Genomic DNA, 23069 nt, shown 5'->3' with positions numbered 1-23069 from the left:
GGCCCGCGGCGGGGCGGTGCGGCCCGCGGCGGGGCGGTGCGGCCCGCGGCGGGGCGGTGCGGCCCGCGGCGGGGTGAGCGGGTCTCAGTCCGGGTACCGCAGCGAGCGCAGCCGGCGCAACTCCGGGAACGGCAGCGCGATCCGCCGGGCCAGGTGCCCGGCCCCGCTCGTGCCGCCGGTGCCGTCGCGCTGGTCGATCATGCGCGACACCAGCGCCAGGTGCGTCACCTTCCAGCGCCAGTAACCGTTGCCGATGTCCAACAACGCCTCCGCCAGCCGGTGCAGCACCCCGGCCCCGACCCCTCGCGCGCACACCTCGGCCACCGACAGGCCCAGGTGCTCGGCCGCGCTCCGGTACGCCTGGTACAGGCTTCCGCCGCCCCGGTCGTTGCCCAGCAGGCCCGCCAGCACGCGGAACTGCGCCGACTGCGCCCCGCTGGCGCCGGCCAGGTAGGGCCGGAACTCGGCGAAGTAGCGCACCGGCAGCTTCTCCAGCGCCGCCAACTGCTCGTGCAGCACGCGCAGCAACTCCACGGTGCGGGCCAGGAACTCCGCGCTCAGCTCCAGGTCCTCGGGCTGGTGCGGTGGGCGCAGCGCCTCGGCGGCGGCGTCGAGGTCCGACGCGATCTGCTTGAGCCACAGCTCCGACGCCTGGTGGGTGATGATGAAGAACTGCTCGGCGAGCACCACCGCGCGGTCGGCGGTGTGCGGCGTGCGCGGCGACTGGAGGGACAACAGGTCGTCCATCCGCAGGTAGTCCGCGTAGGTCAGGCCGGTCATCGCGGCCGGCCGCACTCGTCGACGAACTCCAGCAGCCCGTGCACCCCCGCCGCCAGCGCTTCGGGCGCGACGCACATCGCGATCCGCACCAGGTGCCGTGACCACGGCGCGGGCGCGATCGAGCGCACCACCCCGGCGGCGTCCGGGGCGGGGCGCAGGGCGAACCCGGTGCCCGGCACGACGGCGACGCCGCGGTGCCGCAGCAGGCGGTCGGCGAACACCTCGGCGTCCAGACCGGTGCGGGTCACGTCGAGCACCGCGTACCAGCCGCCCGCGGGCAGCGCCGGCAGCAGCCCGGCGTCGACCAGGGCGGGCAGGGCGGTGTCCCGGTTGCGGCGCACCCGGTCGCGGTTGGCCGCCGCCGCCTCGGCGCGCAAGGCGACGGCGGCGACGCCCGCGTGTTGCACGGGCGTGGCCGGACCGATGATGTTGGCCTCCTGCACCACGCCGAGCACGCGCGCGGCGCGTTCGGTGGCGGTGGCGACGTAGCCGAGCCGGTAGCCGGTCATGGCCAGGCTCTTGGAGAAGCTGAAGACGCTGTGCACCACCCTCTCCTCGACCGGCACGTCCCGTTCGAGCGCGGCGGGCGAGACGTGCTCGCCGGTGTAGACGTAGTCCTCGTACGCCTCGTCGCTGACGACCTGCCAGCCCCGGGACCGGGCCCCGTCGACCAGGACGCGCAGGTCGTCCGCGCCGAGCACGGCGCCGGTCGGGTTGGCGGGCGAGTTGAGCACCAGCACGCGGGTGCGGGGCGTGCCGGCGGCCAGCACCGCCGCCGGGTCCGGCCGGTGGTCGGGGCCCAGCGGGTAGAACACCGGCCGGTACCCGGCCAAAAGCGCCTGTTGCAGGTGCACCGGCCAGTGCAGCTCGGGCAGCAGCAGCTCCGCGCCGGGTTCGGCCAAGGCGAGCAGGAGCGCGAGCAGGCCCTGGCAGGAGCCGGGGGTGGCGAAGACGCGGGAGACGGCGGAATCGATGCCGTTGGCGGTGGCGAGCTTGGCCACCAGCGCCTCGCGCAGCGCCACCAGTCCCTCCACCGGGCCGTAGCCGGCGTGGCCGCGCAGCACGGCCTCCGCCAGCGCGGCGGCGACGCCCTCGGGCGGGCCGAAGTAGGGTTCCCCGACGTGCAGCCGGGTCACCGGGAGGCCGGTGGCGCGTTCCCGGGCGTCGGCCGCCCGGAACACCTCGTGCAGCCACGACGACGGGATCGTGGCGGCCACGGGTGGCGGGTCGGCCGACCCGACCCTTCCGCTGAACACGGTCATGTCCCCTCCGCAATCCTGTTGGCCGGTCAGGCGGTGCGACCACCGTCGACCGGGATCAGCGCGCCGGTGACCCAGCCGGCGAACCCCGGGTCCAGCAGCCCGCACACCCACCGCGCGACCTCCTCGGCGGCGCCGACGCGCCCCATCGGGGTGGCCGCGACCAGGTCGACGCGCAACTGCCGCGTGCCCTCCGCGGTGAGACCGAGCGTGTCCCACAGCGGGGTGTCCACCGGACCGGGCAGGACCGCGTTGACCCGGACGTCGGGCGCGAGTTCCCTGGCCAGCGATCGGGTCAGGCTGTTGAGCGCGGCTTTGCCCGCGCCGTAGTAGGAGCGGCCGGGCATGGCCAGCACACCGGCGACCGAGGACACGTTGACCACCGAGCCGCGCCGGGCGCGCAGGTGCGGCAGTGCGGCCCGGATCAGCCGGACCGGGGCGACGGTGTTGAGCGCCAGCAGCGCTTCCAGCTCGGACGGGTCGTGGTCGGCGAGCGTGCCGCAGCGGGCGGCGGCGGCGTTGTTGACCAGACCGTCCACGCCCCCGAACCGGGCGACGGCAGCCGCCACGACGCGGTCCGCCGCCTCGGGCGCGGTCACGTCGACCGCCACCGCCTCGACCGCGTCCGGCCGGTCCTCGGCGATCTCGCGCAACAGGTGCTCACGGCGGCCCACGACGGTGACGAACGCGCCGGCGGCCAGCGCGCGGCGGGCGACGGCCCGGCCGATGCCGGTCCCCGCGCCGGTGACCACGACCGATCGGCCGGCCAGCGGGTCGAGGTCAGCCATGGCCGGGCACCGCCGTGAGCAGGTCGGCGACCAGGGCGGGCGGGTCGACCAGGACGTGGAAGTGCGCGCCCGGGCGTTCGCGCAGGCTGAACGAACCGGTGGTGACGGTGGCCCAGCCGCTCAACCGACCCGGGTCGACCAGGGGGTCGCCGGTGCCGTGGTAGCAGCGGACCGGGCAGGCCAGCGGCGGGCGGCCGAGCCGGGGCCGGTAGCGCTCGCTGGCCCGGACGTCGGCACGCAGGCCGGGCAGGACCAGGGCGCGGAGGTCGGTGTTGGCGGCGACGTCGGGATCGGTGCCGCCGAGCGCGCACACCGCCGTCCACAGCTCCTCGTCGTCCGCCAGGTGGGTGGTGCCCCGGCCGGCCTCGGCGGGTGGCGGCGAGCCGGAGACGGCCAGGTGGCGTGCCGGCGCGCCGGCGTCCCGGAGCAGCAGTGCGGTCTCGTAGGCGACGAGCGCGCCCAGGCTGTGGCCGAACAGGGCGGTGGGCGCCGGGTCGAGGCGGAGCAGTTCGGCGGCGACCCGGTCGGCCATCTCGGTGACGGCGTCCACCGGCGCCTCGCCGAGGCGGTCGGCGCGGGCCGGGTACTGCACGGCGACCAGCTCGACGCCGGACGGGACGGCGGTGCCCCAGTCGTGGAAACCACCGGCCACGCCACCGGAGTGCGGGAAGCAGACGAGCCTGAGGGCGGGACGGACGACGGGCCGCAGTCGCCGCAGCCAACTCCGCTGACCAGTGCGCACCGCGCCTCCTCGTGCCTCGTCCGCCCGGCCAGTTTCGCGGGGCCCGCCCCGGCGGGGGCGCGGGTGCGACAGATATCGGCAAGATGTGGCCGGGTGGTGGCGTGGGGCCTGTGAGGATCGGTGCGGTTCCCGCTGCCGAGGAGGGCCCATGGACCCGGCGAGCGAAACGTGGCTCGACCTCGACCTCACCGATCCCGCCGCGTTCGTCGACAACGACCCGCACGCGTACTGGCGCGTGGTGCGGGCGCGAGCGCCGGTGCACTGGCGGCCGGGCGTCGGGCGTCGGCCCGGGTTCTGGGTGGTGGCGCGACACGCCGACGTGCGGGCCGCCTACTCCGACCACGAGTCGTTGATCTCCTCGCGCGGGACGGTGCTGGACGTGCTGTTGCGCGGCGAGGACTCGGCGGGCGGCCGGATGCTCGCGGTGACCGACCGACCCCGGCACCCGGCGTTGCGGCGCGTGCTGGGACGGGCGTTCTCACCGCGGGTGCTCGACGAGGTGGTGCGCGCGGTGCGGGCGCGGACGGACCGGCTGGTCGCGGCGGTGGCGCGGGGCGCGGAGTTCGACTTCGCCGCCGACGTCGCCGACCGGGTGCCGATGAACACCATCTGCGACCTGCTGTCCATTCCGGACGGTGACCGGCCGGCGTTGCTGCGGTGGAACAAGGCGGCGTTGTCCTCCGACGGGGCCCAGGTCGACCCGTACGGGGCGGTGGAGGCGCGCAACGAGATCGTCCGGTACCTCACGGAGTTGGCGCGGGCGCGGCGGGCGCGGCCGGGGGACGACGTGATCAGCGCGATCGCCGCGGCCGAGGTGCGGGGACGGCGGCTGCCGCTGGAGGACGTGGCGCTCAACTGCTACAGCCTGGTGCTGGGCGGCGACGAGTCGTCGCGGGTCTCGGCGATCTGCGCGGTGAAGGCGCTGGCCGAGCACCCCGGGCAGTGGCGGGCGTTGCGCGACGGCGGGGTGGGGCTCGACACCGCCGTGGAGGAAGTCCTGCGGTGGGCGACACCGGCGATGCACTTCGCCCGGACCGCCGCGCGGGACGTGGTGATCGGCGGGCGGCAGGTCCGCGCCGGTGACGTCGTGACGCTGTGGAACACCTCGGCCAACGACGACGAGGCGGTGTTCGACCGGCCGCGCCGGTTCGACCTGGGCCGCACGCCGAACCGGCACCTCTCGCTCGGGCACGGGGCGCACTTCTGCCTCGGCGCGTTCCTCGGGCGGGCGGAGCTGCGGGCGCTGCTGGCCGCGCTGCGCGAGTCCGTGGCGGAGGTGGACCTGCGGGGCGAGCCGACGCCGATCCACTCCACTTTCCTCCGCGGCTACAGCGCGCTGCCGGTGTCCTTCACACCTCGGCGGACGCCCCGGGCCACGGGGGCGGCAGGCGCCGCGGTGGGGGCGGGACCGGCGTAGTCGACCCGCCCGGGGTGGTGCGGCGGAACGTCCGATGCCGCGCTGCCCCAGCACGTGCCCGCGAGGCGCGTCCTCACCCCGATGCCGACCGGTTCGGCGCCTCCAGGTCGGCGGCCAGGTCGCCGAGGGTGGGCGCGGTGAACAACGCGCGCATCGGGACGTCCAGCCCGAAGTCGGCCGCCAGCCGCCCGGCCAGCGCGGTGGCGAGCACGGAGTGGCCGCCGAGGTCGAAGAAGTTGTCGTCGGGCGTGACGTCGGGGACGCCGACCACCTCGGCGACGACCGCGCACAGCACCTCCGCGAACGGCGCCCCCTCCCGCACCCCGGCGCCCCGGGCACGGGCGGCCGAGCGTTCGGCGCGCTCGCGCAGGGCCGCGCGGTCGGCCTTCCCGTTCGGCGTCGTCGGCAGGGCGTCGAGGACGACGACGGTGGCGGGCACCATGTGCTCGGGCAGGGTGGCGGCGGCGTGGTCGCGGATCTCCGCGCCGACGACGCGGCGACCGGGCAGCGCGGTGACGTAGGCGGCGATGCGGGCGTCGGCGAGGCCGCCGTGCGCGACGGCGACCGCGAGGTCGACGGCGGGGTGGGTGATCAGGCCGGCCTCCACCTCGCCGAGCTCGACCCGGAAGCCGCGCAGCTTGACCTGGTCGTCGGCGCGGCCGGCGAAGTGCAACCGGCCGTCGGGTGCGCGGTGGCCCCGATCGCCGGAGCGGTACATGCGCGCCCCGGGTGCGCCGTGCGGGTCGGCGACGAACCGGGTCGCGGTCAGGCCGGGCCGGCCGAGGTAGCCGCGCGCCAAGCCGTTGCCGGTCAGGTACAGCTCGCCGACCTCGCCGTCCGGGACGGGGTCGAGCCGCTCGTCCAGGACGTGTACGCCGTTGCCCCGCCAGGGCCTGCCGATGTCGACCTCGCCGGCCGGGTCGACGGGGCCGCTGATGGTGGCGCCGACGGTGGTCTCGGTGGGGCCGTAGCCGTTGAAGAAGCGCCGACCGGGCGCCCACTTGGCGACCAGGGCGGTGGTGCAGCGGTCGCCGGTGGACATCACGGTGCCGCCGGTCAGCACACCGGTCGGGTCGGTGACGTCGAGCGCGACCGGGGGCAGCACGGCGTGGGTGACGCGTTCGCGCTTCAGGGTGTCGCGCAGCGGCGGGCCGGGCAGCAGGTCTTCGGCGGGCGCGGTGACCAGGGTCGCGCCGGACAGCAGCGCGGTGCTCCATTCCCAGAACGCGGCGTCGAAGCTGATCGACGCCCACTGGAGCACGCGGTCGCCCGGGCGCGGGGCGATGGTGGCGGCCTGCGCGGCGACGAGGTCCGCCACGCCCCGGTGCGGCACGGCGACGCCCTTGGGCACGCCGGTCGACCCGGACGTGTAGATGACGTACATCAGGTGGTCCGGCCGCAGCGGCGAGATCCGGTCCGCGTCGGTGACGTCGGCGGCGGACTCCCCCGCGCAGGCGGCGAGGAAGTCGGGGTCGTCGACGACGACCTCCGGCACGTCGCCGGGCAGCGCGACCGCCGAGGACCTGACGAGCAACACCGGGCGGGCGTCGGCGAGCATGTGCGCCAGCCGGGCCGCGGGGTAGGTGTGGTCGAGCGGCAGGTACGCGCCGCCCGCCTTCAGCACGGCCAGCAGCGTGGTGACCATCGTGGCCGATCTGGGCACGGCGACGGCCACCGGCCGGTCCGGGCCGACGCCGGCGGCGATGAGCCGGCGGGCCAGCCGGTTGGCGTCGGCGTCCAACCGGGCGTAGCCGGTGGCCACACCCGAGTGCACGACGGCGGGCGCGTCACCCATGCGGGCCGCGACCGCCGCGAACAGTTCCGGCACGGTCCGCACGCGCCACCCCCGCTCCGCTCGGATCGCACGGACGCTAACCGCCACTCGCCGCCCGGCCCGACGACGCCGACAGACAACCGAAAGGTCCTGTCCGGGATCTGTCACCGGCCGCCGCCCCGTCGGGCGGGGCGGCGGACGCTGACGGCGACGTGGGGAGCCGACATGATGCGAGACTGGGTGCCGTGGCCGGCGGAGTTCGCCGACCGCTACCGCCGCGAGGGCTACTGGGCGGGCCGGCCGCTGGGCGCGTTGCTGCGGGACTCGTGCGCGCGCCACGCGGACCGGGTCGCGATCGTGCACGACGACCACCGGCTGACCTACCGGGACCTGGCCGAGCGATCCGGGCGGCTGGCGGCACGCCTGCACGACCTGGGCGTGCGGCCGACCGACCGGGTGGTGGTGCAGCTGCCGAACGTGCCCGAGTTCGCCGTGCTGCTGCTGGCGCTGCTGCACGTCGGCGCGATACCGGTGCTGGCCCTGCCCGGACACCGCCGGGTCGAGATCACGCACCTGTGCGCGCACAGCGGGGCTGTCGCGCTCGCGATCGTCGACCGGTTCCGGGGCGTGGACTACCGGCAGGTGGCCCGGGAGGTGCGGCCGGGTGCGCCGGAGCTGCGCCACGTGCTGGTCGCCGGCGACGCGCAGGAGTTCACCGCCTGGGAAGGTGGCGGCGCCGTGCCCGAGCCCCACCGGCCGGACCCGGGTGAGCCCGCGCTGATGCTGCTGTCCGGCGGCACGACCGGCCTGCCCAAGCTGATCCCCCGCACCCACGACGACTACGCCTACAACGCGCGCGCCACCGCCGAGGCCCTGCGGTTCGGCGCGGACGGCGTCTACCTGGCGGTCAACCCGCTGGGCCACAACTCGGCGCTGGGCTGCCCCGGCCTGCTGGGCGCGCTGCTGGTGGGCGGCACGGTGGTGCTGACCTCCGGGGTCCGGCCGGACGAGGTGTTCGAGCTGGTGCGGCGGGAGCGGGTCACGTTGACCACGGTGGTGCCGTCGGTGCTGCGGCTGTGGCTGGACGCCGCCGAGCGCACCGGCGCCCGGCTGCCCGACCTGCTGCTCCAGGTCGGCAGCGCGAAGTTGGACCCCGCGTGGGCGGGCCGGGTGCGCGACGTGCTGGGCGGCCGGTTGAGCCAGTGGTTCGGGATCGGCGAGGGCCTGCTCACCCACACCCGGCTGGACGACCCGGACGAGGTCGTGGCGGGCACCGAGGGTCGGCCGCTGGCGGCGGCCGACGAGATCCGGGTGGTCGACCCCGACGGGCGGCCGGTGCCCGCGGGCGAGGCGGGCGAACTGCTCGCGCGCGGCCCGTACACGGTGCGCGGCTATTACCGGGCCCCGGAGCGCAACGCCGAGTCGTTCACGGAGGACGGGTTCTTCCGCACCGGCGACCTGGTGCGTCTTCGACCGGACGGCAACCTCGTGGTGGTGGGTCGGCTCAAGGACGTGGTGAACCGGGCGGGCGAGAAGGTGCCGGCGGCCGAGGTGGAGGAGCACCTGCTGACCCACCCCGGGGTGCTGGACGCGGCGGTCGTCGGCGTGGACGACCCGGTGCTGGGCGAGCGGGCCGTGGCGTTCGTCGTGCCGCGCGGCGGCGGTCTGGACGCGGCGGCGGTGAAGCGGTACCTGCGGGAGCGCGGGCTGGCGGTGTTCAAGGTGCCGGACCGGGTGGTCGCGGTGACCGGGTTGCCGCGCACGGCGATGGGCAAGGTGGACAAGGTGGCGTTGCGCGCGTCGGTCGCGTCGGCGCCGTGACGGGAGGCCGGATGGCGCCGAGGATCGCGGACTGCCCGCTCGGCCGCGCGGTCGCGCTGATCGGGTCGTGGTGGGCGCTGGAACTGCTGCACGAGGCGTTCGACGGCCGGTCCCGGTTGGACGAGGTGTGCCGCAACCTCGACCTGCCGCCGCGGGTGGTCCGGGAGCGGGTCGAGGACCTGGTGCGGCGCGGGCTGCTGGCCGTGCGGGACGACCGGGTCGTGCCCACCGGCCTGGCCCACCGGGTGCGGCCGGTGCTGCTGGTCCTCGCCGCGCTGGGCAACGCCGGACTGGCGCCGGCCGAACGCGGCCTGGTGCTGGTGGACCGGGCCACCGGGGCGGAGGTCGAGCCGGTGGTGGTGGACCGGCGGACCGGGCGGCGGGTGGACACGGAGGGTTTCGCGTTCGCCGCCGGGCCCGCCGCGAGCCTCGCGCTGCGCGCCCGCTACCCCGCGGGCGCCTGATCGGTGAGGTGTTCGGTGAGGTAGCGGTGCAGCATCGCGGCTCCCTCCAGCATCGTCATCGCGCGCCGGGTGAGCGCGGCCCGCTGCCGGTGCACCGCCTCGCGCAGCGCCTCGCTGCTCGACGTGCGCCGGAAGTGCTCCATGATCGACTTCACCTGGGGCAGCGGGTGCCTCCCCCGGCGCAACATGCTGATGACCTGCGCGTCGCGGACGTCGGTGGCGGTGTAGCGGCGGTGGCCGTCGGCGTCACGGTCGGGGGTGAGCAGCCCCGCCGACTCCCACACCCGCAGCGCGGAGGGCCGCACCGCGAGCCGGTTGGCCACCTCGCCGATGCGCATGCCCGCCCGGGGCACCGGCGGAGCCTGCTGCGCGCCCTCCGCGACGGCTTCCAGCGCCTCGGCGACGGCCTGCAGCGACTGGCGCTGCTCGTGCAGCCGGACGTGCCCGAGGTCCACCAGGTCCAGCGTTCGGGCGATGTCACCGGCGTGCGCGGCGAGCATCATGGACTGGGCGGCGTCCCAGCCGTAGCCCCTGCCCAGCACGCGGAAGGTGAGCAGGGCTCGGCGGTGGCGCTCCTCGAACCGGCGGTAGCCGAACTCGGACCGCTCGGCCGGGGGCAGCACCCCCGCGTCGAGGTAGTTGCGGACCTGCTGGGTCGAGATGCCCGCCGCCCGCGCGAGGTCGACCGGGCGCAGCGCGGTCCCGTCCTTGCCCACCGGCCACTCCCCCGCTCCGGCTCGGTTCGTCTCCGACTTGAAGGTTAGCGCAGCGGCCAATCGGTGGGTCAGGCAAGTTCCGGGAAAAGTTTCAACGTGTTGTTCAACGATATTCTTCAACCCATGGATGGCAACGACGTTCCTCGACCGCGCGCGGGCGCGGCCGACACCGGCACTGCGCCGGCCATCGAGGTGCACGACCTGCGCATGCGCTACGGGACCAAGGACGTCCTCACCGGGATGGACTTCACCGTGCGGCGCGGGGAGGTCGTGGCACTGCTGGGCCCCAACGGCGCGGGCAAGTCCACCACGATCGAGATCCTGGAGGGCTTCCGCAAGCGCTCCGCCGGTCGGGTCGAGGTGCTCGGCGTCGACCCGGATCGCGGCGACGAGGCGTGGCGCGCCCGCCTGGGCATCGTCCTGCAGTCCTGGCGCGACCACAGCCGCTGGCGGGTGCGCCAACTGCTCGCCCACTTCGGCCGCTACTACCGCCCCTACGGCACCCCCGACCGGCCGCGCCCGTTCGACGTCGACGAGTTGATCGCCATGGTCGGCCTGACCGAGCAGGGCGAGAGCCGCGTCGGCGCGCTGTCGGGCGGCCAGCGGCGGCGGCTGGACGTGGCCATCGGTCTGGTGGGACGCCCCGACCTGCTGTTCCTGGACGAGCCGACCACCGGTTTCGACCCGGAGGCCCGGCAGGACTTCCACAACGTCGTGCAGCGGCTGGCCGCGGCCGACGACATGACCGTCCTGCTGACCACGCACGACCTGCACGAGGCGGAGAAGTTGGCCGACCGGATCCTCATCCTGGCGGGCGGCGTCGTCGTCGCCGACGGCAGCCCGGCCCAGCTGGCGACCCGGGTGGCGGGCAAGGCCGAGGTGCGCTACAGCATCGACGGCCGTCCCGAGGTCCGGTCGGTCGAGGACGCGACGGACTACGTCCGGGAGCTGTTCGAGCGGCACGGCCGGGCCGTCGGGGACCTGGAGGTCCGCCGCGCGAACCTCGAAGACGTCTACCTGACCATGGTCCGCGACGCCCTCACCGGTCAGCCGGCCGGGGTGCCGCGGGAGTTGAGCGGAGCGAAGTCATGACCGGCGGTGCGGTGGACAAGGGCGCGGTGACGCTGCGCGCGGGCCTGGACCGGGCCTGGATCGAGTTCCGGCAGACCGTCACCAGCGTGGCGGAGCTGCTGGCCTGGCTGTGGATCCCGTTGGCGGCGTTGACCGTCATGTACTTCATCGGCGACGACCCCGTGCCCGGCACGGGGGTCACCCTCGGCGCGCAGGCCATCCCCGGCATCCTCGGGATGAACGTGGTCTTCACCGCGTTGCTGGGCCTGGCGATGGCACTGACCGCCGACCGCGAGGACGGCACCCTGCTCCGCGCCAAGGCCACGCCCCACGGCATGTCCGCGTACCTGGTGGGCAAGGTGCTCAGCAAGGCCGGCATGACCGTGGCGACCATGGTGATCCTGTTGGTGCCCACGGCTTTCCTGTTCGACGGGTTGCAGCTGGACCGGGTGTCGTCGTGGGTGGACCTGGTGCTGGTGCTGCTGCTGGGGTTGGTGGCGACCCTGCCGATCGGCGCGGTGCTCGGGTCGCTGTTCGCCAACGTGCAGACACTGGGCTTCATAACCCTGTTCATCATGGCCCTGGTCGCGGTTTCCGGGGTGTTCTACCCGATCACGGCACTGCCGGCGTGGTTGCAGTTCGTGGGCCAGGTGTTCCCGGTGTACTGGCTGGGACTCGGGCTGCGGTCGGCCCTGCTGCCCGACGACCTGGCGCTGGCCGAGATCGGCGGAACCTGGCGCGAGTGGGAGATGGTGGGCGTGCTGGGCCTGTGGGCGGTCATCGGTTTCGTGCTCGCGCCCGTGGTCCTGCGCCGAATGGCCCGCCGTGAGTCCGGCTCCGCGGTGGCGGCACGCCGCGAACAACTCGCGCAACGCGCCGCATAGGCCAACGTTCCGCGCCGAACCGTGAACCCGCTCGCCGCCGGCTGCCGCAGCGGACTTGACGGCGGCGGCCGGTCCGTCAAGACGTCTCGCCCGACCGGATGCGTCCCTCCTCCAGCACGAGAACGGTGTCCGCCAGGCGCACCGTGGTGTCGCGGTGGGCGATGACCAGCAGTGCGCATTCGGTCGAGACCTGCTCGATGGTGCGGGCCAGGGCGGATTCGTTCGTCGCGTCCAGGTGTGCGGTCGGTTCGTCCAGCAGGAGCAGGTCCGGACGGGGCAGCAGGGCGCGGGCGATGGCCAGGCGTTGGCGTTCGCCGCCCGAGACCATGCTCCCGTGCTCGCCCACCGGCGTGTCCAGGCCTTCGGGCAGCCGGTCGACCATGTCGACCAGGTTCGTCATGGCCAGCACGCGGCGGATCTCGTCCTCGGTCGCGTCGGGCACGGCGTAGGCGATGTTGTCGCGGACCGTGCCGTGCATGATCGGGCACGTCTGCTCGACCAGGCCGATCCGCCGGCGCGCCTGCTCGGTGGTGAGGTCGGCGTGGAGGTCGTGCCCGTCGAGCAGGATGGTCCCCCGAGAGGGCTCGTAGAAGCGCTCGACCAGCGCGAACACCGTGGACTTGCCCGCGCCCGAGCCGCCGACCAGGGCGACGTGCCCCCGGCGCGGGACGGTGAGCGACACGCCGCGCAGCACCGGCCGGTCGGGCTGGTAGCCGAACCAGACGTCGCGCAGTTCGAGCGCCGGCGCCTGCCGGGTCGTCGTGCCCGGCGTGGCGGCGCGGTCGCGGACGCGGGTGGGGCGGCCCGCCTCCACCGGCAGGGAGGTCACGTCGTGCACGCGCTGGAGTGCGGCGAGTCCCCGCTGGAGGTTCGCGGCCAGTTCGAACAGGCCCGCGGCGGGCATCGCGATGTAGCTGACGTAGAGCAGGAACGCCACCAGCTCGGCCAGCGCGAGGTGGCCGTCGGCGACCCGGATGCCGCCGACGACCAGGACGATGATCAACGACCCGTGCGCGGACAGGGTGACCGCCGGCCCGGCGATGGAGTCCAGCCGGGCCGAGCGCAGGTTGTGCCGGTAGGCGGCGCGGGCGCAGTCGCCGATCCGGTCCCGCTCCCGGTCCTCGGCCCGCATGGCGCGGACGGTGCGGATGGCGGTCAGGGCGCGTTCGAGTTCGGCGGACAGCAGGCCCAGGTGGTCCTGCGCCTGCCCGGTGGCGTTGCGGATGCCGCTGAGCACGAACAGCGTGACGCCCCCGATCCCGCCCACGACCACGGCGACGACCAGGAACAGCAGCGGGTCGATCAGCACCATCGCGACCAGGCCGCCGACGACGACGAACACGCCCGCCACCAGGTCCACCAGGTCGTAGGCGATGGCGTCGCGCAACAGCGTGGTGTCGCTGGTGGTCCGGGACAGCAGGTCGCCCAGCCGGTGCCGGTCGTAGGACCGCATCGGCAGCCGCAGCAGCCGGTCGACCAGGTGCAGCCGCAGGCTCAGCACGATGCTCTCACCCGTGCGCTCCAGCCAGTAACGCCCGAGCGTGTCGGTCACGGCCGCCGCGACGAACACCACGGCGAGCAGCGCGAGCAGCCACGCCACGCCGCCGCCCTCGGTGACGGTCTGGAGCGTGCGCATCGCCACCAGGGGCTGGACCAGCCCCAACCCCGCACCGGCCAGGGTGAACAACAGCGCGACGGCGATGGACCTCCGGTGGCCGCGCGTGGTGGCGGCCAGGTCGCGCAGGCTGACCCGCGGCGGCTGCTCGGGCGTCGGTGGCTCGGCGGTGTCGGGACGTGGTGCGGTGATCGTCATCGGGTGGGTGCTCACCCCTTCGGGCGCGGTGGTGGTTCCCGGCGCGTCGCGCGGGCCGGGACGGTCATCAGGACGTGGAGGAGTTCGGTGCCCGCCGGTTCGCCGACCGGCCGCCCGTCGGCCTCCACCCAGGCGTGCGCGGCGAACGGCGCGGTGCGCACGCCCACCCGCCACGTCGGCCACGTGCCGCGCGACCGGCACAGCAGGGCGGTGGCGATGGAGCGGGGCAGGCAGCCGGGGCCGGCGCAGCGCAGGCTGACCGCCGTGACCGCGTCGCGCGCGGCCAGCGCCTCGGCGTGGCCGGCCGGTCTCGCCCCGGCGCTGACGGCGGTCAGGACGGCCCGGATGTGGCGCGGCGGCAGCGTGGCCAGCGCCCGCGCCACCGCGGTGACCACCCAGCCGACCACCCGCAGGCGCGCGCCCAGCCGCCGGGACCGCTCCGGCAGCGCGGTCTGCTCGCTCACCGGCGCACCGCCAGCCCCGCCGAGCACAACTGCCCGACGACCTCGGCGACGTCCGCGGCCACCGCGTCGGGGTCGGCGTCGCCGTCCGCGAGCAGCAACTCCACCGCCCGCCGGTCGTCGCCGCCGTCGAGCAGGGTCCGCAACACCAGCGAGCCGGTGGCGTTGAGCTGCCAGTACCGGCCGGTGCGCTCGTCGAGCAGCACGTCCCCGTCCCCGGTCCCGGTCAACGACACGTGGTCGGCCAGGCGCAGCGTCATCCCGGTGCTCCCCTCACGAGACCGGCGGTGCGGCCGGCGTGGTCCAGGTCGCGCAGCCACCGCTCGCAGGCCACGGTGTGCTCGACCATGATCGGAGTGGCGTCGGTACTCCACACGCCGGTCAACGCGGACCGGAACCGGTCGACGTCGATCAGCCCCAGCTCGGCCAGGCGCCCCCGCGTGGTCAGGGCCAGCAGGTCGGCGCGGTAGTGCGGCAGGGCGGCGTACTCCGGCGTGGTGCCGCCCTTGGTGGCGCGGGTGGACGAGCGGTCCGGCACCACACCCCGCAGCGCCTCGGCCAGCAACGGCTTGTAGCGCCACGGTGTCGTGCGTTCGTGGGCGCGCACGGCCAGGCAGGCCTCGGCCACCCGGTCGTCCAGGAACGGCGCGGCCACCGGCAATCCGTCCGCCACGGCGGCCATGACGTTGCGGCGGACATACCGCCCGGCGTGCCGCACGAGCTGCACGACGTCGTGCACGGCCTTGTCCGGCGTCGTCGGCGGCACCCGCTCGGCGGCCTCCACGAGCAAGCGGCGCGCGAGGTCGACCGCGTGCGGGGTCGCCCACGGCGGCAGGCCGACGGCGTACGGCGCGCGGGCGGCGGGCGCGGTGAGGCCCCTGGCCTGGGCCAGCAGTTCGCGCCGCTCGTCGCGCGGCGCCGCGAGCAGCCGCCAGACCCGCGACCACCGCCAGGCGCGCAGGGCCCGCAGGCCCCGCACGTGCGACCAGGCCGTCAGCGGCCGGCGCGGCAGCAACTCGCGCAGGTAGGAAGGGGCGGCGTGCAGCACCTCGTCACCGCCGTCGCCGGTGAGGTGCAGTTCGACGCCCCGTCCGGTGAGCAGGCGGGCGCGGACCGCGTCCTCGGCGCGCAGGTGGACGTCCACGGGCGGCTCGTCCCGGGGCACGCCGGCTTCGAGGATGTCGGCGTAGGGGCGGGGCAGGTCGTCGTCGGTGAGCACCAGGCGCTCCAGGCCGGGCAGCTCGGCCGCGGCGATCGCGGCCCACTCGGCGTCGTCGTCCCCGGCGTCCTGGGAGGCCACGGTGAAGGTCAGCAGCCGCCCCGTCCGGGCGACCGCCAGGGCGCACACAGCCGTGGAGTCGGCGCCGCCGGACAGGTCCGCGCTGACCACGTCCCGCGACCGGACCCGGGCGGACACGGCGGCGGTGAGCGCGTCGCGGACCGCCGGCGCGCCCTCGCGCAGGGTCCGGACCGGACGCGGGGGTTCCCACCAGCGCACGGTCCGCGCGCGTCCCCGGTCGGTGAGCAGCACGCAGCAGTCCTCGGGCACGGCGGTCACCCCGCGCCACAGCGAAGCCCCGACCAGCGCGGGCGGCGCGGCCGGGAACATCAGGCACCGCACCAGCCACCGCTCGTCCACACCGGACCCGACGAGCCCGGCGGCGACGTCGGCCCGGTCGGACACCACGTCCACCTCGCCCACGCGGACCTGGAACAACCGGCGCACGCCGAACGCGCTGCCCTGCGCCCGCACGACACCGTCGACGGTCGCGAGCAGGTGGAAGGCGCCGTGCAGGCGGCCGGCCGCCCGGTCGAGGTCGGCCGGCGCCCGCGTGCGGCGGGCGATCCCGACGACCTCCTCGGCGGAGACCGGGCAGCAGCCCAACAGCGCCACCACGACCCGACCGGCCGCGCCGAGCACCAGGTCGCGCGGGTCCCAGTGCCCGAGCAGCCACGGCCGCCCGGACGGGTGGCGCAGCCGCCGGCACCGCGCGTCGGGATCGAGCGCCGCGACCACGGCGAGGGCGGCGTCGCAGTCCGGCAGGACGACGAACCACTCCTCGCCGCGGCGCGCGGCGCCGGTGAGCGAATCCACGTCCACCACCGGCGCCTTCGGGTCAGTTCTTCTGCCTGCGCCGGGAGTCCCGTTGCGAACCGCGGGACCCGAGCGTCACCTCGGCGAACCGGCCGACCTCGACCAGCACCGGCTTGACGTAGACACGCGACTTGCCGTCCATCGTGCACTTCCTTTCCGTTGGGGGAACCGTGCATCCACGGTGGCACAGCCAAGGGGCGGTGGCGGGGCCTGCCACACGACGGTGCCGGACATCCCTCCGGATCGGTGGTGCGCGGCTCGTCCCGGGATGACCGAGCGCACAGGAGTCCCACCCGAACAGCTTGTGCGGACAGGACAACGGATGCCCCCGACGGGGCATTCAGGTACGGCGGTCGCGGGCGCGCAGGACGTCGCACACAGCTTCAGTCCTTTATGGACAGACCGGTGCGGACAGCGTCACAGTCGGTGAATTCGTGGCGCGGGAACACCTCGGTGAGGTGATCCGGCCCGCGGTCGGTGACGCACGGTCGACCGCAGGCCGGTGAGTGGTCTGCCGATTGTTCCGACGGTCCGCGAGTCGGCCGGGTCACTTGCGGGTGCGCCACAGGACCGCGTTCCCGTAGGCGCCTCCCAGCACGCCGACGACCACGCCGTGGTTGTTCAGGTCGTAGGCGTCGCTGGCGGTCGACGGGTCGGGGGTCAGGTCGACCAGCCTGCCGCGCCGGTCCCAGAACACCGCGTGGTCCGTCTGGCCCGAACTGGTGGACAGCCCGATCGCCTCGTCGTGGTCGTTGATCCGCTCGGCCCAGCTCCCGGACTCGGGCGTCAACGCGCCCAGGTCGACGGCCCGCCCGCGCTTGTCCCACCGAACCGCCCGCTGCCGCCCTTCCGGGGTCCGGATACCGCCGAGCACGGTGCCGCGGTCGTTGATCGCGATCGGGTAGCTGTTCGTGGCGCCGAAGGGCAGTCCCAGATCGGTCACCCGGCCGTCGGCGCGCAACGTGACGGCGTGCTCCAGCGTGCCCGCGATCGTGCCGCGGTTGTTGACCGCGACGGCCGTGGTGAGGGGAACGGTGGAGATGGACCCGTCGCGCTGCCAGACCACCGGATGCCACTGACCGTCCGCGTCGTCGGCGGAGCCGAGGATGAGGCCCCCGTCGTTGATGGCGTTGGCCGAACTCTGGGTGCCACCGGGCAGGGTGCCGAGATCCGCGGGGTTGCCCTCGTCGTCCCAGCGCACGGCCCGGACGCCGGTCGCCGACCGGGTCCAGCCGACGGCCGTGCCGCGGTCGTCGACGGCGGCGACCTCGGACGAGCCGCCATCCAGTGGTCGGAGTTCGACCAGGCGCTGGTCCGGGTTCCACCGCAACGCCAGCACCACGTTGTTCGTGGTCACCGCTCGGCCGATCACGACACCGGCGCGGTTGACGCCGGTGGCCAGCGAGGACCGGGTGTTCGGCGGCACGGGGAGCCGGACGGGGCGGTCGGGGCGGTCCCAGCGCAGCGGGTAGACGGTGAAACCGGTCGCGATGCCGTACCCGACGACGACCCCGGCGTCGTTGACCGCCTCCGCGCCGCTCAGCGTCGAACCGGGTAACTCGGCCAGCCTCACCATCTCGACCCGGGTCTGGTCCGGGGGCGGGGCGGCACCGGTCAAGGCGATCGCGGCCAACGGGATCAGGGCCGCGAGATGTGTGCTCTTCATGGGCACACGATCGACCCGTCCGCCCGCTTCGACCAGGGTCCAACGGCTCGGCGTTGTGGCGGAGTTCGGCACTGGCGTGCGCGGGGACCGACGGCGTTCGGGGACCACCGGGGACGGACCGGTCGACATCCGAGTCCCGACCGGCCCGCGAGTCATCGCGCACCGGAGTCCACAGTGGACGGACCAGGTCCGCCGATCCCCGGCGAACGCGGGAATCGGCGGTTCCTGTCACGTTACCGGGCCTCGTCGCGGTGCGACGGGGTCACCCGGAGGTCACCTCCACAGCTGGTAGCTCAAGCCGTTGCAGCCGACCGTGCGGATGCCGTACGTGCTGTTGTCCAGGCAGTGGCGGTTCCACATGCTCACCAGTTCCCACTTGCCGTTGCCCCAGTCGTTCATGTCCCAGCGTTGCCAAGCGCCGTCGTTGCAGCCGAAGGCGCGCACGCCGTACTCGCTGTTGTCCAGGCACAACTTGGTGGCGACGTTCATGAACCGGTAGGTCCCGTCGCTGTACCGCTTGACCTCCCACTCCTGGTGGGGTCCGCCGTTCCACGGGCGGGTGTGGACGCCGTTGAAGGCGTTGTGGTCGAGGTAGCCGCTGTCCCACTCGCTCTGCCAGTGCCACACCTCGGCCGCCGACGCCTGCGGGGCCGCCACCCCGAGCACGCTCATGATCACGGCCAGCACCGCCGCGACTCGTCCGTACTTCATCCATCCCCCTTGTGAGGTGCGGTTTGGCGTTACCGGGGCGACCCTGCCGGCCGAACCTGGCACGGACCTGGCACGCCGTGATGGATACTCGCCCGGTGGGGGCGGCGCGGTTCCAGTTGCTCGGCGAGGTCCGGGTGTCGGCGGCGGGCGGGTTCTCCCCGGTCCGGCACGCGCGGGTGCGGTGCGTGCTCGCGGTGCTGCTGGTGGCCGCGAACCGGGTGGTCGACGTGGACGTGCTGGCGGACCGGGTGTGGGGTGAGCGGTTGCCGCGGCGGCCCCGGGACGCGGTCTACAGCTACGTGTCGCGGCTGCGGCGGGTGCTCGCGGACGTGCCGGGGGCCGGGCTGGGCAAGCGGTCCGGCGGGTACGTGCTCGACGTCGACCCGCGAGCGGTGGACCTGCACCGGTTCCGGGAACTGGTGGCGTGCGGCGGTGACGACCGGGACCGCGTGGTGTCGCTCGCCGCCGCCCTGGACCTCGTGGTCGGCACGCCGTTGACCGGGGTGGACTCGCCGTGGGCCGCGGCGGTGCGCGAGGCGGTGGAGGGCGAGGTGTTCGCGGCGCGCCTGGAGCGGCACGAGGTCGGGTTGCGGCTGGGCGGGCACGTGCGGGCGGTGACACCGCTGACCGCGCTGGCCGCCCGCCACCCGCTGGACGAGCGGGTCGCCCGGCTGGCGCTGCTCGCGCTGGCGGGCAGCGGGCTGCACGCCGAGGCGTTGGCGCACTACGAGGCGCTGCGGCGGCGGCTCGCCGACGAGCTGGGCGTCGACCCGAGCCCCGAGCTGCGGGAGATCCACCGGCGCGTGCTCGCCGACGACCGCGCGAGCGCGCCGGCGCACCCGGTGCCCCGGCAACTGCCCGCCGCGCCGCGCTGGTTCACCGGCCGCCTGGACGAACTGGCCGCGTTGGACGACCTGGTCGACCACCCGGGGACGGCCGTGGTCTCCGGCAGCGGCGGCATCGGCAAGAGCACGCTCGCGCTGCGCTGGGCGCACCGGCACGCCGACCGCTTCCCCGGTGGCCTGCTGCACGTGAACCTGCGCGGGTTCGACCCCTCGGGCAGCCCGGTGCCGCCGGCGACCGCGCTGCTGGGCTTCCTCGACGCGCTGGGTGTCGAGCGTGACGCCGCGCCGGCCGACCTCGACGCGCTGACCGCGTTGTTCCGCAGCCTCACCGCCGACCGCCGGGTCCTCGTCGTCCTCGACAACGCCGCCGACACCGACCAGGTGAGGCCGCTGCTGCCCGGCAGCGGGTGCGTCGCGCTCGTCACCAGCCGGCACCGGCTTCCCGCGCTGGTCGCCGCGCACGGGGCGCTCTCGGTGCACCTCGACGCGCTGCCCGCCGCCGACGCCCGCGCGCTGCTGGCCGAGCGGGTCGGGGCCGCGCGCGTCGCCGCCGAACCCGCCGCCGTGGCCGACCTGGTCGGGCACTGCGCGGGCCTGCCGCTCGCGCTGAGCGTCGTGGCCGGCCGGGCACAGGCGCACCCCACGTTCCCGCTGGCCGCGTTCGCCGCCCAGCTGCACGACGTGACCACCAGGCTCAGCGAACTGGACGACGACCCGGTGGTGGGCGTGCGGACGGTCCTGTCGTGGTCCACCGAGGCGCTGGACCAGGAGCAGGCACGGGTGTTCGCCCTGCTCGGCACCGCACCCGGCCCGGACTGCACCCCCGTGTCCGCGGCCTGCCTGGCCGACCTGCCGCTCGCGCGGGCCACGGCCGTGCTGCGCGCCCTGGAGCGGGTCTCGCTCGTGCAGGAGCACCGGCCGGGCCGCTACCGCATGTACGACCTGGTCCGCCTGCACGCCGCCGAGCAGGACGTCCCGCGGCGGGAGCGGGACGACGCCACGCGCCGCGTCGTGGACCTGCACGCGCACACCGCGGCGGCGGCCACCGCGGTGGTCTGGCCGTTCCGCCGGGCCAGTCCCCTCGGACCGGTGCCACCGGGCCGCCACACCCACGTGCCCGGGGACCTGGACTCCGCGCTGGCCTGGTTCCGCGCCGAGCGGGCCTGTCTCGCCGCGACCGTTCGCGCGGCGTCGGACCTCGGGCTGCACAGCCGGGTGTGGCAGCTCGCCCGGCACCTGACACCCCTCTACGACCGGGCGGGCTTCCTCCAGGACGTGGTCGACGCGTGGCAGCTCGCGGTCCCGGCCTCCCGGGCCCTCCTGCGGGACGACCTGCTGGCCGACGCGCTGCTGGCGCTGGGCTACGCCTGCGGCCAGCTCGGCCGACTGGACGAGGGGCTGGACCACCTCCACCGGGCGCTCGTCCTCGCGCGACGGGTCGGCGACGAGGTGGTCGAGGCCATCGCCGAGAACTCCCGGTCGATCCTGGTCGAGTGGACGGGTGACCTCGCCGGGGCGATGCGGCACGCGCGGCGCTCGCACGAACTGCTGCGCAGGCAGGGCAACGAGGTGTTCGAGGCGCAGGCGCTCAGCCAGGTCGGCTGGCTGGCGGCGCGCCTGGGCGACCACCCGACCGCGCTCGACGCGTGCCGGACCGCCGTCGAGGTGTTCCGAGCCCGGGGCGACCGGGACAGCCAGGCCATCTCCACCAGCGCGCTGGGGTACGTCGCCCGCGCGACCGGACGCCTCGACGACGCGCGCGCCCTCTACCAGGAGGCGTGCGACCTGCTCCGCGACGTGGGCAACGCGCGCCGGGAGGCGAAGGCCGTCGAGGTGCTCGCCGAGGTGCTGGCGGAGATCGGCGACCACGCCGCGGCACGCGCCGCGTGGGAACGAGCCCGCGGCCTGTTCCGGACCCAGCACCGCGTGGCGGACGTGGAACGCGTCGCGGCGCGCCTGCGAGCGCTCGACGCCGACCAGCCCTGAACCGGGATCCCGGGGCCTGCCCCCGGCGCTCGGACACGACGGCCGCTCGCCGCCCGTCCGTGGCGACGGGCACAGCGGCGGTCAGCGGATCTGTCGCTACGGGCACTTGTCGCCGACCGTGTCGTCAACGCATCGAGTGAACCGGACGTACTGCGGGGTCGCGTGCCGTCCTTGGCCGTTTTCGGCTGCTGACGGGGTGCAATCCCGCTTCCCGGGGCCGCGCACCGTCGACCTGCCGCCGAACTCGCCTCGTGGAGGTCTTGATGAAGACCAGGACCCGGCAGATCAGCGCCACATCGATCCAGATCGAGGTGGCGGACCTCGAACAGGGCGCCCCGTGGTCGGACATGGTGGGCGGCGAGCCCAAGGTCACCGCCGACAGCGCGTGGTGGGGCTACGAGCTCTACCTGAACAGGTACGCCGTGCGAGCCTTCGACCTGATGCTGGAGGTGATCGAGGCTGCCGCCAAGCTGTTGCCCGAACCCGCGGACGTCATGGTCGAGGCCTACGTCTACACCCGCAAGTTCTGGATCGAGGCGGTGACCCACCACGGCGAGACCGGCTGCAAGATCACATCCCCGTGGGCGGTGCCCGGTGCGTTGGTGCCCTCGTCCTGGGACGACGGTGAGGACGAGCAGCCCCCAGCCCCACCGGAGCCGTCCCTGAAGTGGACGGTCTACGACCTGGAGACGGGGCAGTGGTCCCCGCAGCGGGAACTGTCCGGGTACCACAGCGCGGACCGGCCGGCCGTGACCGTGTACCGGCTGCCGGACGGTCATGACGAGCTGCTGTGCGTCCACCGCGGCGGCAAGCTCGACGAACGCCTCCTCTACACCACCTACGACACGGCGAGCAGGCAGTGGCTGGAAGACACCCCTGTGCCCGGCCACCGCAGCCGTGCCGAACCGGCGATCACCACGCTCCGGTGGAACCAGCACGTGCTGTGCGTCTACTGCACGCCCTCCGGAGGGACCCCGGAGCTGCGGTACGACATCTGGAGGGGGAACCACTGGTACGGCGACCAAGCGATCAGCACACCCGTGCGCAGCCACATCCCTCCCGCCGTGGCGAGCGGCTACGTGCTGTTCGCCGACGCCGACCGGGACGGGCGACTGTGCTACCTGCCCTACAACCACAACCCCGGCAATGACTGGATCAGGTGGGGCGACACCGCGGTGGAGGTCCCGGGGGCGAAGACGAAGCACCCACCGGTCGCGGCCTGGCTCGGCAACCTGCTGGTCGTCATGTACCGGCCGACCGAGGCGCCCGACCGGATGCGCTACATCGTCGGCAGCCGGATCGGGCCCGGTCCCTTCTACCGCTTGGCGTGGGAGGAGCCCCAGACCTTCCCGGCGCGCCACAGCGACGCCACCCCGTCGCTGTGGACGCACGACGACGTCCTGTACTGCCTGCGCCGCGGCCCCGGCGACGACGACCACCTGTACCTGATGGAGGGGCGCAGGGCCGAGCAGCAGTTCGGGGTCGTCCTGTGGGGCCAGGACGAGCAGCTGCCCGACGAGCACCGCAGCACCGCCGGTGCCGCGCTGTGCTTCGTCACGGAGCAGCAGGCGGCGAAGGGACAACTCCTGTGCCTGTACAAGGGCAATGACGAATCCAGGCCCGCTTCCTGAGAACCTGCTGCGCGGTGCGGCTCCGGTCCGCGCGAGGCCGAGGCCGATCCCAGGACGGCCACCGTCGCGTCCTCTGTCCCGCCGCGCAACCAGCCGACGACCGGACCGGACCGGGCGTTAGTCCCCCGTCGAACGGAGACCAAGG

General features: G+C 74.8%; 20 protein-coding genes. 7 read left to right on the top strand and 13 right to left on the bottom strand.

All coding sequences use genetic code 11. From position 1 onward, the window contains the following. Nucleotides 1–84 precede the first annotated feature (84 nt). The 4 genes from ABD126_RS26865 to ABD126_RS26850 are packed head-to-tail and all read right to left on the bottom strand — an operon-like array spanning nucleotide 85 to nucleotide 3569. Nucleotides 85–780 (bottom strand): tryptophan 2,3-dioxygenase family protein, encoded by a 696-nt coding sequence (locus tag ABD126_RS26865; protein WP_343936721.1) that lies wholly within the window; start codon nucleotides 778–780, stop codon nucleotides 85–87. Next, complete coding sequence (locus tag ABD126_RS26860; RefSeq protein WP_343936720.1) at nucleotides 777–2042, bottom strand: pyridoxal phosphate-dependent aminotransferase; 1266 nt, start codon at nucleotides 2040–2042, stop codon at nucleotides 777–779. The genes ABD126_RS26865 and ABD126_RS26860 overlap by 4 nt, the downstream gene beginning before the upstream one ends. 26 nt (nucleotides 2043–2068) lie before the next feature. Continuing rightward, nucleotides 2069–2827 carry an SDR family NAD(P)-dependent oxidoreductase gene (locus tag ABD126_RS26855; RefSeq protein WP_343936719.1) on the bottom strand — a complete coding sequence of 253 codons (759 nt, stop codon included), beginning with the start codon at nucleotides 2825–2827 and terminating at the stop codon, nucleotides 2069–2071. Then, nucleotides 2820–3569 carry a thioesterase II family protein gene (locus ABD126_RS26850; protein ID WP_343936718.1) on the bottom strand — a complete coding sequence of 250 codons (750 nt, stop codon included), beginning with the start codon at nucleotides 3567–3569 and terminating at the stop codon, nucleotides 2820–2822. Before ABD126_RS26850 ends, ABD126_RS26855 begins: the two co-directional genes overlap by 8 nt. 148 nt (nucleotides 3570–3717) lie before the next feature. Between ABD126_RS26850 and ABD126_RS26845 the strand changes: the two genes are divergently transcribed. Then, the gene (locus ABD126_RS26845) at nucleotides 3718–4986 is read left to right on the top strand and encodes a cytochrome P450 (protein WP_343936717.1); all 1269 of its coding nucleotides are present in this window, start codon (nucleotides 3718–3720) and stop codon (nucleotides 4984–4986) included. 73 nt (nucleotides 4987–5059) lie between these two features. Here ABD126_RS26845 and ABD126_RS26840 read toward each other — a convergent pair whose 3' ends face one another. Next, nucleotides 5060–6823, bottom strand: coding sequence for a non-ribosomal peptide synthetase (locus ABD126_RS26840; RefSeq protein ID WP_343936716.1), 1764 nt, complete (start codon nucleotides 6821–6823; stop codon nucleotides 5060–5062). 162 nt (nucleotides 6824–6985) lie between these two features. On the opposite strand from ABD126_RS26840, the gene ABD126_RS26835 reads away from it, so the two are divergent. Beyond that, entirely contained in the window at nucleotides 6986–8581 is a 1596-nt protein-coding gene (locus ABD126_RS26835) for a (2,3-dihydroxybenzoyl)adenylate synthase (protein WP_343936715.1), read from the top strand. 11 nt (nucleotides 8582–8592) lie between these two features. Continuing rightward, nucleotides 8593–9045: a winged helix-turn-helix transcriptional regulator gene (locus ABD126_RS26830; protein ID WP_343936714.1), complete on the top strand. Its 453-nt coding sequence runs from the start codon at nucleotides 8593–8595 to the stop codon at nucleotides 9043–9045. On the opposite strand, the gene ABD126_RS26825 is transcribed toward ABD126_RS26830, so the two are convergent. After that, on the bottom strand, nucleotides 9027–9761 hold the full coding sequence (locus ABD126_RS26825; RefSeq protein ID WP_343936713.1) for a MerR family transcriptional regulator: 735 nt from the start codon (nucleotides 9759–9761) through the stop codon (nucleotides 9027–9029). The genes ABD126_RS26830 and ABD126_RS26825 overlap by 19 nt on opposite strands. A gap of 207 nt (nucleotides 9762–9968) precedes the next feature. Between ABD126_RS26825 and ABD126_RS26820 the strand changes: the two genes are divergently transcribed. Next, nucleotides 9969–10853, top strand: coding sequence for an ABC transporter ATP-binding protein (locus ABD126_RS26820; RefSeq protein ID WP_343936781.1), 885 nt, complete (start codon nucleotides 9969–9971; stop codon nucleotides 10851–10853). Continuing rightward, nucleotides 10850–11716, top strand: a complete 867-nt coding sequence (locus ABD126_RS26815) for an ABC transporter permease (protein WP_343936712.1) — start codon at nucleotides 10850–10852, stop codon at nucleotides 11714–11716. Before ABD126_RS26820 ends, ABD126_RS26815 begins: the two co-directional genes overlap by 4 nt. A gap of 76 nt (nucleotides 11717–11792) precedes the next feature. Here the strand turns inward: ABD126_RS26815 and ABD126_RS26810 are convergent, their stop codons facing one another. The 7 genes from ABD126_RS26810 to ABD126_RS26780 all read right to left on the bottom strand — a co-directional run bounded on the left by ABD126_RS26810 (nucleotide 11793) and on the right by ABD126_RS26780 (nucleotide 18462). Then, nucleotides 11793–13529 (bottom strand): ABC transporter ATP-binding protein, encoded by a 1737-nt coding sequence (locus tag ABD126_RS26810; protein WP_343936711.1) that lies wholly within the window; start codon nucleotides 13527–13529, stop codon nucleotides 11793–11795. An 11-nt stretch (nucleotides 13530–13540) separates the two neighbouring features. Beyond that, nucleotides 13541–13993, bottom strand: coding sequence for a lasso peptide biosynthesis B2 protein (locus ABD126_RS26805; RefSeq protein WP_343936710.1), 453 nt, complete (start codon nucleotides 13991–13993; stop codon nucleotides 13541–13543). Beyond that, nucleotides 13990–14250 (bottom strand): lasso peptide biosynthesis PqqD family chaperone, encoded by a 261-nt coding sequence (locus ABD126_RS26800; RefSeq protein ID WP_343936709.1) that lies wholly within the window; start codon nucleotides 14248–14250, stop codon nucleotides 13990–13992. The genes ABD126_RS26805 and ABD126_RS26800 overlap by 4 nt, the downstream gene beginning before the upstream one ends. After that, entirely contained in the window at nucleotides 14247–16091 is a 1845-nt protein-coding gene (locus ABD126_RS26795) for an asparagine synthase-related protein (protein ID WP_343936708.1), read from the bottom strand. Before ABD126_RS26795 ends, ABD126_RS26800 begins: the two co-directional genes overlap by 4 nt. 16 nt (nucleotides 16092–16107) lie before the next feature. After that, nucleotides 16108–16227 carry a lasso RiPP family leader peptide-containing protein gene (locus ABD126_RS26790; protein ID WP_343936707.1) on the bottom strand — a complete coding sequence of 40 codons (120 nt, stop codon included), beginning with the start codon at nucleotides 16225–16227 and terminating at the stop codon, nucleotides 16108–16110. 405 nt (nucleotides 16228–16632) lie between these two features. Then, nucleotides 16633–17751 carry a hypothetical protein gene (locus ABD126_RS26785; protein WP_343936706.1) on the bottom strand — a complete coding sequence of 373 codons (1119 nt, stop codon included), beginning with the start codon at nucleotides 17749–17751 and terminating at the stop codon, nucleotides 16633–16635. A gap of 273 nt (nucleotides 17752–18024) precedes the next feature. Further along, entirely contained in the window at nucleotides 18025–18462 is a 438-nt protein-coding gene (locus ABD126_RS26780) for an RICIN domain-containing protein (protein WP_343936705.1), read from the bottom strand. A gap of 95 nt (nucleotides 18463–18557) precedes the next feature. Here ABD126_RS26780 and ABD126_RS26775 point away from each other — a divergent pair, with 95 nt between their 5' ends. Then, nucleotides 18558–21293: an AfsR/SARP family transcriptional regulator gene (locus ABD126_RS26775; protein ID WP_343936704.1), complete on the top strand. Its 2736-nt coding sequence runs from the start codon at nucleotides 18558–18560 to the stop codon at nucleotides 21291–21293. 263 nt (nucleotides 21294–21556) lie between these two features. Beyond that, complete coding sequence (locus ABD126_RS26770; protein ID WP_343936703.1) at nucleotides 21557–22924, top strand: hypothetical protein; 1368 nt, start codon at nucleotides 21557–21559, stop codon at nucleotides 22922–22924. The last annotated feature ends 145 nt before the right edge of the window (nucleotides 22925–23069 follow it).

The organism is Saccharothrix mutabilis subsp. mutabilis (assembly GCF_039521145.1).
Taxonomy (GTDB): domain Bacteria; phylum Actinomycetota; class Actinomycetes; order Mycobacteriales; family Pseudonocardiaceae; genus Actinosynnema; species Actinosynnema mutabilis.
Note: the sequence above shows the minus strand (reverse complement) of the source record. Positions and strands in the feature narration are given on the sequence as shown.

Coding starts and splice junctions, on each gene's coding strand:
- ABD126_RS26830 (WP_343936714.1), top strand. CDS start 8,593: ATGGCGCCGAGGATCGCGGACTGCCCGCTCGGCCGCGCGGTCGCGCTG.
- ABD126_RS26835 (WP_343936715.1), top strand. CDS start 6,986: ATGATGCGAGACTGGGTGCCGTGGCCGGCGGAGTTCGCCGACCGCTAC.
- ABD126_RS26860 (WP_343936720.1), bottom strand. CDS start 2,042: ATGACCGTGTTCAGCGGAAGGGTCGGGTCGGCCGACCCGCCACCCGTG.
- ABD126_RS26800 (WP_343936709.1), bottom strand. CDS start 14,250: ATGACGCTGCGCCTGGCCGACCACGTGTCGTTGACCGGGACCGGGGAC.
- ABD126_RS26815 (WP_343936712.1), top strand. CDS start 10,850: ATGACCGGCGGTGCGGTGGACAAGGGCGCGGTGACGCTGCGCGCGGGC.
- ABD126_RS26820 (WP_343936781.1), top strand. CDS start 9,969: ATGCGCTACGGGACCAAGGACGTCCTCACCGGGATGGACTTCACCGTG.
- ABD126_RS26855 (WP_343936719.1), bottom strand. CDS start 2,827: ATGGCTGACCTCGACCCGCTGGCCGGCCGATCGGTCGTGGTCACCGGC.
- ABD126_RS26810 (WP_343936711.1), bottom strand. CDS start 13,529: ATGACGATCACCGCACCACGTCCCGACACCGCCGAGCCACCGACGCCC.
- ABD126_RS26790 (WP_343936707.1), bottom strand. CDS start 16,227: ATGGACGGCAAGTCGCGTGTCTACGTCAAGCCGGTGCTGGTCGAGGTC.
- ABD126_RS26845 (WP_343936717.1), top strand. CDS start 3,718: ATGGACCCGGCGAGCGAAACGTGGCTCGACCTCGACCTCACCGATCCC.
- ABD126_RS26865 (WP_343936721.1), bottom strand. CDS start 780: ATGACCGGCCTGACCTACGCGGACTACCTGCGGATGGACGACCTGTTG.
- ABD126_RS26785 (WP_343936706.1), bottom strand. CDS start 17,751: ATGAAGAGCACACATCTCGCGGCCCTGATCCCGTTGGCCGCGATCGCC.
- ABD126_RS26770 (WP_343936703.1), top strand. CDS start 21,557: ATGAAGACCAGGACCCGGCAGATCAGCGCCACATCGATCCAGATCGAG.
- ABD126_RS26780 (WP_343936705.1), bottom strand. CDS start 18,462: ATGAAGTACGGACGAGTCGCGGCGGTGCTGGCCGTGATCATGAGCGTG.